The following is a 7,221-nucleotide window of genomic DNA, read 5'->3' on the forward strand; positions in this document are numbered from 1 at the left end:
TTCTTACACGCCGCTCGACAAAGCGACGGCGCGGTCCACCATCTGCGGAGCCAGGCCAAGATAGTTGGCCGGATCGGTCAAACGGTCGATCGCCGCACGATCGAAGTGTTGCGTGACCTCAGGCAGTGCCATCAGCGCCTCGGCCAGCGTGCCGCCCTTCTCGTTCACGGTGCGGCAGGCGTCGTAGACGATGTCGTGCGCCTGCTGGCGGCCGGTGAATGGGGCCATGCCCATCATCACCGCTTCGGCCACGATCAGGCCTCGGGTGATGCCGAGGTTGTGCTTCATGCGTTCGGTATCGACCACGAGGCCGCCAAGCGCGAACTTCGCCTGGTGCAGGGCGCCGGAGGAAAAGATGAAGCTCTCGGGAATGGCGATCCATTCCGCATGCCAGGGGCCGGTGGCGCGCTCGAAGTCCTGCACCATGGCATCGACCATCAGGCCCGCGTGCTGGCGCACTGCCTTCGAGGCGGCCAGCATCAGTTCGCTGGAGATCGGATTGCGCTTTTGCGGCATGGTGCTGGAGGCGCCACGGCCTTTGACGAACGGCTCGTAGACCTCGGCGAACTCGGTCGACGCCATGATCATGATGTCGAGCGCGATCTTGCCAAGGGAACCTGTGATCAGTGCGAGCAGGTTCACCGCCTCGGCAAAGCCGTCACGTGCCACATGCCAGGTGGTTGCTGGCACGCCCAGCCCAAGTTCCCCGGCCATCGCCTGCTGCACCGCGAAGCCCTTGTCGCCCAGCGAGGCCAGGGTGCCCGCCGCACCGGCAAACTCCACCACGGCCACCCGCGGGCGCAATTCCGCCAGACGCTGCTGGTGGCGGTCGAACATGGCGAGCCAGATGGCTACCTTGTAGCCAAAAGTGACCGGCAGCGCCTGCTGCAGGTGGGTGCGGCCGGCCATGGGCGTGTCACGATGCTTGACCGCCAGGTCTGCCAGGATGGCGCGCAGTTCGCGGATATCGGTGTCGATGCTGTCTAGCGCGTCGCGCACCTGCAGTGCCACCGCGGTGTCCATGATGTCCTGCGTGGTCGCGCCCCAGTGCACATAGCGGCCGGCATCGCCGCACATGCCCACAAGCTGATGCACCAGCGGCAGGATCGGGTACCCGACGATGTCCGTCTCCTCACGCATATGGTCAAAGTCGATGCGCTCGATGCGCGACTCGCGCGCAATCACTTCCGCCGCCTCGGCCGGGATCACGCCGACGCGCGCTTCGGCCTTCGCCAGCGCGATCTCGGCGTCGATGTAACGCTGGATCAGCGCCCGGTCGGAGAAGATCTCGCGCATCCTGGCGGTGCCAAAGGCATCGCGGAACAAAATCGAATCAACGACGGTGCTAGCCATGGGGACGGAGAAAGTGGACATATCGGCCTCTGAGGTAATTGCTGGTTTCGCGAACACGCTCCAATATGTTCGAACATATAAAACTATAATATGTTCAAACATATTCGCAACCATGGGTTTACCCTAGCACCATGCCGAAGCTCGACGTCTCGGCCATCGCCCGCGATCTGACGCAAGGCATTCGACCCGGTCATTTCCCGCTCGGCACATTGCTGCCGACCGAACCACAAGTGCTTTACGCCGCATCGTTCCGTGCAGGCACCTGGCTTTGGCCTTTTCTGCCTTACCCCGATGCGTCGCCCCGTATCCGCTTCCTGTTCGTCAGGCCAGCGCGTTGTCTCGGGCTTCCTCCAGACCCCCGGTCGCCCGGGGAACCCTTGCCTCTGGCTAACACTTCACCTTGCCAGGTGTGTAAGGGACTTGCGCCCTCAAGTGAGTGCGCCCTGCCGGGCGCACAAAAAGAAAAACGCCAACCCGTTCTGGGTTGGCGCTGTGTTTGAAGCGTACTACTGCTATCAGAACTGATTCATGGTGTTGTCTTTACCTGCCGCTTTCAGAGCTGCTTCGCCGCTGAAATACTCCTTGTGGTCGTCGCCGATGTCCGAGCCGGACATGTTCTGGTGCTTGACGCAGGCGATGCCCTGACGGATTTCCTTGCGCTGCACGCCAGCCACATAGCCCAGCATGCCCTGGTCGCCGAAGTACTCCTTGGCCAGGTTGTCGGTCGACAGCGCGGCGGTGTGGTAGGTCGGCAGCGTGATCAGATGGTGGAAGATACCTGCTTCGCGCGACGAGTCGGCCTGGAAGGTCCGGATCTTTTCGTCGGCGAGCTTCGCCAGTTCGGTCTGATCGTATTCCACGTTCATCAGTTGGGTGCGCTCGTATGCCGACACATCCTTGCCTGCGGCCTTCATCGCGTCATACACCTGCTGGCGGAAATTCAGGGTCCAGTTGAACGATGGGCTGTTGTTGTACACCAGCTTGGCGTTCGGGATGACTTTGCGAATCTCGCTGACCATGCCGCCGATCTGGGCGATATGCGGCTTTTCGGTCTCGATCCACAGCAGGTCAGCGCCGTTTTGCAGTGCGGTGACGCAATCCAGCACGCAGCGCGCTTCGCCCGTGCCGGCGCGGAACTGGAACAGGTTGCTAGGCAGGCGCTTAGGGCGCAGCAGCTTGCCGTCGCGCTTGATGATGACGTCGCCATTGCCCAGTTCGTCGGCCGACAATTCTTCGCAATCGAGGAAGGAATTGTATTGATCGCCCAGGTCACCCGTCGTGTTGGTCACGGCGATCTGCTTGGTCAGGCCAGCGCCCAGCGAGTCGGTACGGGCCACAATGACGCCGTCGTCCACGCCGAGTTCCAGGAAGGCGTAGCGGATAGCGCGGATCTTGGCCAGGAAGTCCTCGTGCGGCACGGTGACCTTGCCATCCTGGTGGCCGCACTGCTTCTCGTCGGACACCTGGTTTTCGATCTGAATGCAGCATGCGCCCGCTTCGATGAACTGCTTGGCCAGCAGGTACGTTGCCTCGGCGTTGCCGAAGCCCGCGTCGATGTCCGCGATGATGGGCACAACGTGGGTGACGTGGTTGTCGATTTTTTCCTGGATGGCGGCCTTGGCGGGTCCTTGGGCAGCATCCAGTTCGCGGAACAGGCCACCCAGTTCACGGGCGTCGGCCTGGCGCAGGAAGGTGTACAGCTCGCGGATCAGCGCGCTGACGGAGGTCTTTTCGTGCATCGACTGGTCCGGCAGCGGGCCGAACTCGGAGCGCAGCGCGGCCACCATCCAGCCGGACAGGTAAAGGTAGCGGCGCTCGGTGCTGTTGAAGTGCTTCTTGATGGAGATCATCTTCTGCTGGCCGATGAAGCCGTGCCAGCAACCCAGCGACTGGGTGTACTTGGACGAGTCGGCATCGTAGGCGGCCATGTCGGCGCGCATGATCTTGGCGGTGTACTTGGCGATGTCCAGGCCCGTCTTGAACTTGTTCTGGGCACGCATGCGGGCGGCATACTCGGGGTTGATGGCATTCCATGCGCTGCCGTGGTTCTCTTTCAAACCAGCAACTGCCTTGATGTCGTCTTGATACTGGGCCATGTGAAATTCCTAAGCGCGTTTGAAGAAAGGGGTGCGTGTGCCGCTACGGATATCGAAGCAAGCAGCGTGGAATCATTGTATGGCGCTTCTGGTGCACTGCGGTGAAGTCTTATATAAGACATAAGAGTTGGTTTATCCTTATTTTTCAATGAGATAGCGATTGAATTTCGCAATGTGGAACGTGTTTTCGAGAAACGAAAACGAAATCCTGGGGAAACTCGGCGCGAATCCCGCAATGTGAAAAGCGTTTTCAATTGTTAGAAGCAAGGCGAGCACGGATGGCTTGAGCCACGATAGTTGGGGGGACTTTGTAGACGCCTGTCGACCGAACCGTGTCATGGGCGCTTGCGGCAGCCCTGACCTTCGCGCCCAGTGCCCCTCAGGATGTCCACCGCTCACGGGCCTTGCCACCTCTCTGCCAGGAGGCTGGCGCAGATCTCATCAACATGACCTCCAGTCACAAAGCGCCATCCCAATAGGCAACCCCTTGCCTTCGCAGCTTCGGTGTACCCAACAACTTTGGGAGGTGACAACCGAGGCCGGACAGCAGCGACCCGTTGCCGCACCCCGCACCGCAGCACAGCCCGCCTTTTCATACTAAACTTTCACAACTTCCTAAAAATTCAAAACAAACAAGATGCATCTGTCGCCCCTGATCCAGCGCTTCGTGCTTCACTTCGGTGAAATGGGCAGCCGCTGGGGCATCAACCGCACGGTTGGGCAAATCTATGCCCTGCTGTTTACCGCCTCCCGCCCGCTCAACGCCGACGAAATCGCCGAGGCGCTGGGCTTCTCGCGCTCCAATGTCAGCATCGGGCTGAAGGAGCTGGAGTCGTGGAACCTGGTCAAGCTGTCTCACCAGCCGGGCGACCGCCGAGAGTATTTCTCGGCACCTGACGATGTCTGGGCGATTTTCCGCACCCTGGCCGAGGAACGCCGCCGGCGCGAGATCGACCCCACGTTGTCCATGCTGCGCGAGGTCCAGCTGGAGGCCGTGAGCGATCCGGGCGATCGCCATGCGCAGGAGCGGATGAAGGAGATGTATGGGCTGATCCTGCTGGTGACGAGCTGGTTCGGCGAAATCCAGAAGCTGGATGTGGCCACGCTGGAGAAGCTGATGAAGCTCGGCTCCAAGGTCAACAAGCTGCTGGACGTGAAGGACAAGCTCAGCCTTGCCATCGGCGGAAAAGCCCGCGCCGGCACACCCCCCGCCAGTGCCGTGAAAGCCAGGACGACCCGCACCCGGAAGGAGTAGTTGCATGTTCTCGTCGCTCGACCCGGTGGTGCTTGCGCGCGTGCAGTTTGCCGCCAACATCACGTTCCACATCTTGTTTCCCACCATCAGCATCTCGCTGGGCTGGGTGTTGCTGTTTTTCAAGCTGCGCTTCAATAAGACCGGCGATGAACGCTGGATGGCAGCGTACCGTTTCTGGGTGAAAATCTTTGCGCTGACCTTTGCGCTGGGCGTGGTCAGCGGCATCACCATGAGTTTCCAGTTTGGCACCAACTGGCCGGGCTATATGGAGACCGTGGGCAACGTGGCCGGCCCGTTGCTGGCCTACGAGGTGCTCACCGCGTTCTTCCTGGAGGCGACCTTCCTCGGCATCATGCTGTTCGGCATGCGCCGCGTGAGCAACCGCACGCATACCATCGCCACCTTGCTGGTGGCGGGCGGCACCACGTTGTCGGCGTTCTGGATCCTGGCGCTGAATTCGTGGATGCAAACCCCGGCGGGCTTCGAGATCATCGATGGCCGCGTGCATGTGACGAGCTGGCTGGCGGTGATCTTCAACCCATCGTTCCCGTACCGCTTCGTGCATATGCTGCTGGCGTCGGGGCTGACCGTGGCGTTCCTGCTGGCAGGCATCTCGGCCTATCGCTGGCTGCGTGGCGACCGCGCGCCGGAGGTGCTGTCGTCGCTGCGCACCGGCGTGACCATTGCCGCGGTGCTGATCCCGCTGCAGATCGTGGCGGGCGACCTGCATGGCCTGAATACGCTGCACCACCAGCCGGCCAAGATCGCTGCGATGGAGGGGATCTGGAAGACGGAGAAGGGCGCGCCCGCCGTATTGTTCGGCGTGCCCAACGCAAGCACGCAAAGCAATGATTTCGAGATCGCCATTCCAAAGCTGGCCTCGCTCTACCTGACGCATCACATGGATGGCGAGATCAAGGGCATCGATGCCTTTGGCGACAAGCACCCGCCGGTGGCGCCGCTGTTCTTCGCCTTCCGGATCATGGTGGGCGTGGGCCTGCTGATGCTGGCGGCATCATGGGCGGCGGCGTGGCAGTTGCGCCGTGGCGGCCAGCCTGCGCCGTGGATGGCGCGCGTACTGATTGCCATGACCTTCTCCGGCTGGGTGGCCCTGGTGGCTGGCTGGTACGTGACCGAGATCGGCCGCCAGCCTTACCTGGTGTACGGCGTGCTGACCACAGCGCAGGCCGCGTCCAAGGTGCCGGCGGCGATGATCGCCTCCACGCTGGCGATGTACCTGGCACTCTACCTGGCGCTGATCGCGGCCTATGTCTCGGTGGTGTTCCACCTGGCACGCAAGGCCGGGACCGACCCGAAGGTGGACAGCCCGCGGACCGCCCCCCCTCAAGCCGTGTTGCCCGGCGAACCGCGGAGCGCAGAATGACCGACCTGACCCAACCCGCCGGCTGGATGCCGCTGGTGTTCCTGGCCCTGATGGGCATCTCCATGCTGGTCTACGTGATCCTGGACGGCTACGACCTGGGCGTGGGCGTGCTGCTGCGCCGCGCGGACGATGCTGACAAGGACACCATGATCGCCTCCATCGGCCCGTTCTGGGATGCCAACGAGACCTGGCTGGTGCTGGGCGTGGGCCTGCTGCTGGTGGCCTTTCCCATTGCGCACGGCGTGATCCTGACCCAGCTCTACCTGCCGGTGGCGCTGATGCTGGCAGGGCTGATCCTGCGCGGCGTGGCGTTCGACTTCCGCGTGAAGGCACGCGCGCACCACAAGCCGTGGTGGAACCGCGCGTTCTACGCCGGCTCGCTGCTGGCCGCGTTCTCGCAGGGCCTGATGCTCGGCCTGTATATCACGGGATTCCAGCACGGCTGGCTCGACCTGGCCTTTGCGGTAGTGGTGGGCCTGTGCCTGGTGGCGGGCTACTGCCTGCTGGGCGCGGGCTGGCTGATCATGAAGACCAGCGGCAGCCTGCAGCGGCGCGCCATGTACTGGGCACGCCGCAGCCTTTGGCTGACAGGCATTGGCGTGGCGGCGATCTCGCTGGTCACGCCGATGGTGAGCCAGCGCATCTTCGACAAATGGTTCTCGCTGCCCAACATCATCCTGCTGGCGCCGATCCCGCTAATCACGGTGGCGCTGTTCATCCTCATCGACCGCCTGCTGCGGCGCCTGCCGGCCATGCACGACCGCGGCAACGACCGCTGGTGCTGGGTGCCCTTCGCCGGCACGGCGGTGATCTTCCTGATGGCGTTCAACGGCCTGGCCTACAGCATTTTCCCGTACCTGGTGGTGGACAAGATCGATATCTGGCAAGCTGCGAGCGCGCCGGAGTCGCTGGGGGTGATCCTGGTAGGCGCGGCAGTGGTGCTGCCGACCATCCTGGGTTACACGGTGTATGCCTACCGTGTATTCTGGGGGAAGGCGACCGACCTGCATTACTACTGAGCATGGCTACTGAGCATTGACTGAGCGGCGGTCGATCAACCTCGCATATCACGCACACCTGGCACCTATGAGCGGCTCGCAAGGCCAACAACCCGGCACCCCACCCTCCACGCC

The 7,221-nt window shown here is 62.5% G+C and carries 5 protein-coding genes; 3 read left to right on the plus strand and 2 right to left on the minus strand.

Features of this window, described 5'->3' with window-relative positions:
* Positions 1 to 3 precede the first annotated feature (3 nt).
* The gene (locus AC1RWI_RS26330; protein WP_043354196.1) at positions 4 to 1,374 is read right to left on the minus strand and encodes a class-II fumarase/aspartase family protein; all 1,371 of its coding nucleotides are present in this window, start codon (positions 1,372 to 1,374) and stop codon (positions 4 to 6) included.
* Between the two features lie 494 nt (positions 1,375 to 1,868).
* Entirely contained in the window at positions 1,869 to 3,449 is a 1,581-nt protein-coding gene (locus AC1RWI_RS26335; RefSeq protein WP_043354195.1) for an isocitrate lyase, read from the minus strand.
* A gap of 637 nt (positions 3,450 to 4,086) precedes the next feature.
* Between AC1RWI_RS26335 and AC1RWI_RS26340 the strand changes: the two genes are divergently transcribed.
* Genes AC1RWI_RS26340 through AC1RWI_RS26350 form a run of 3 tightly spaced genes read left to right on the plus strand, consistent with a single transcriptional unit; the run spans position 4,087 to position 7,107 of the window.
* A complete protein-coding gene (locus AC1RWI_RS26340) occupies positions 4,087 to 4,704 on the plus strand; it encodes a GbsR/MarR family transcriptional regulator (protein ID WP_043354194.1) in 618 nt (205 codons plus the stop codon).
* A gap of 4 nt (positions 4,705 to 4,708) precedes the next feature.
* The gene (locus AC1RWI_RS26345) at positions 4,709 to 6,088 is read left to right on the plus strand and encodes a cytochrome ubiquinol oxidase subunit I (protein WP_492869762.1); all 1,380 of its coding nucleotides are present in this window, start codon (positions 4,709 to 4,711) and stop codon (positions 6,086 to 6,088) included.
* Positions 6,085 to 7,107: a cytochrome d ubiquinol oxidase subunit II gene (locus AC1RWI_RS26350; RefSeq protein ID WP_492869763.1), complete on the plus strand. Its 1,023-nt coding sequence runs from the start codon at positions 6,085 to 6,087 to the stop codon at positions 7,105 to 7,107. Before AC1RWI_RS26345 ends, AC1RWI_RS26350 begins: the two co-directional genes overlap by 4 nt.
* The last annotated feature ends 114 nt before the right edge of the window (positions 7,108 to 7,221 follow it).

Source organism: Cupriavidus sp. MPR-AND1C (genome assembly GCF_058809705.1).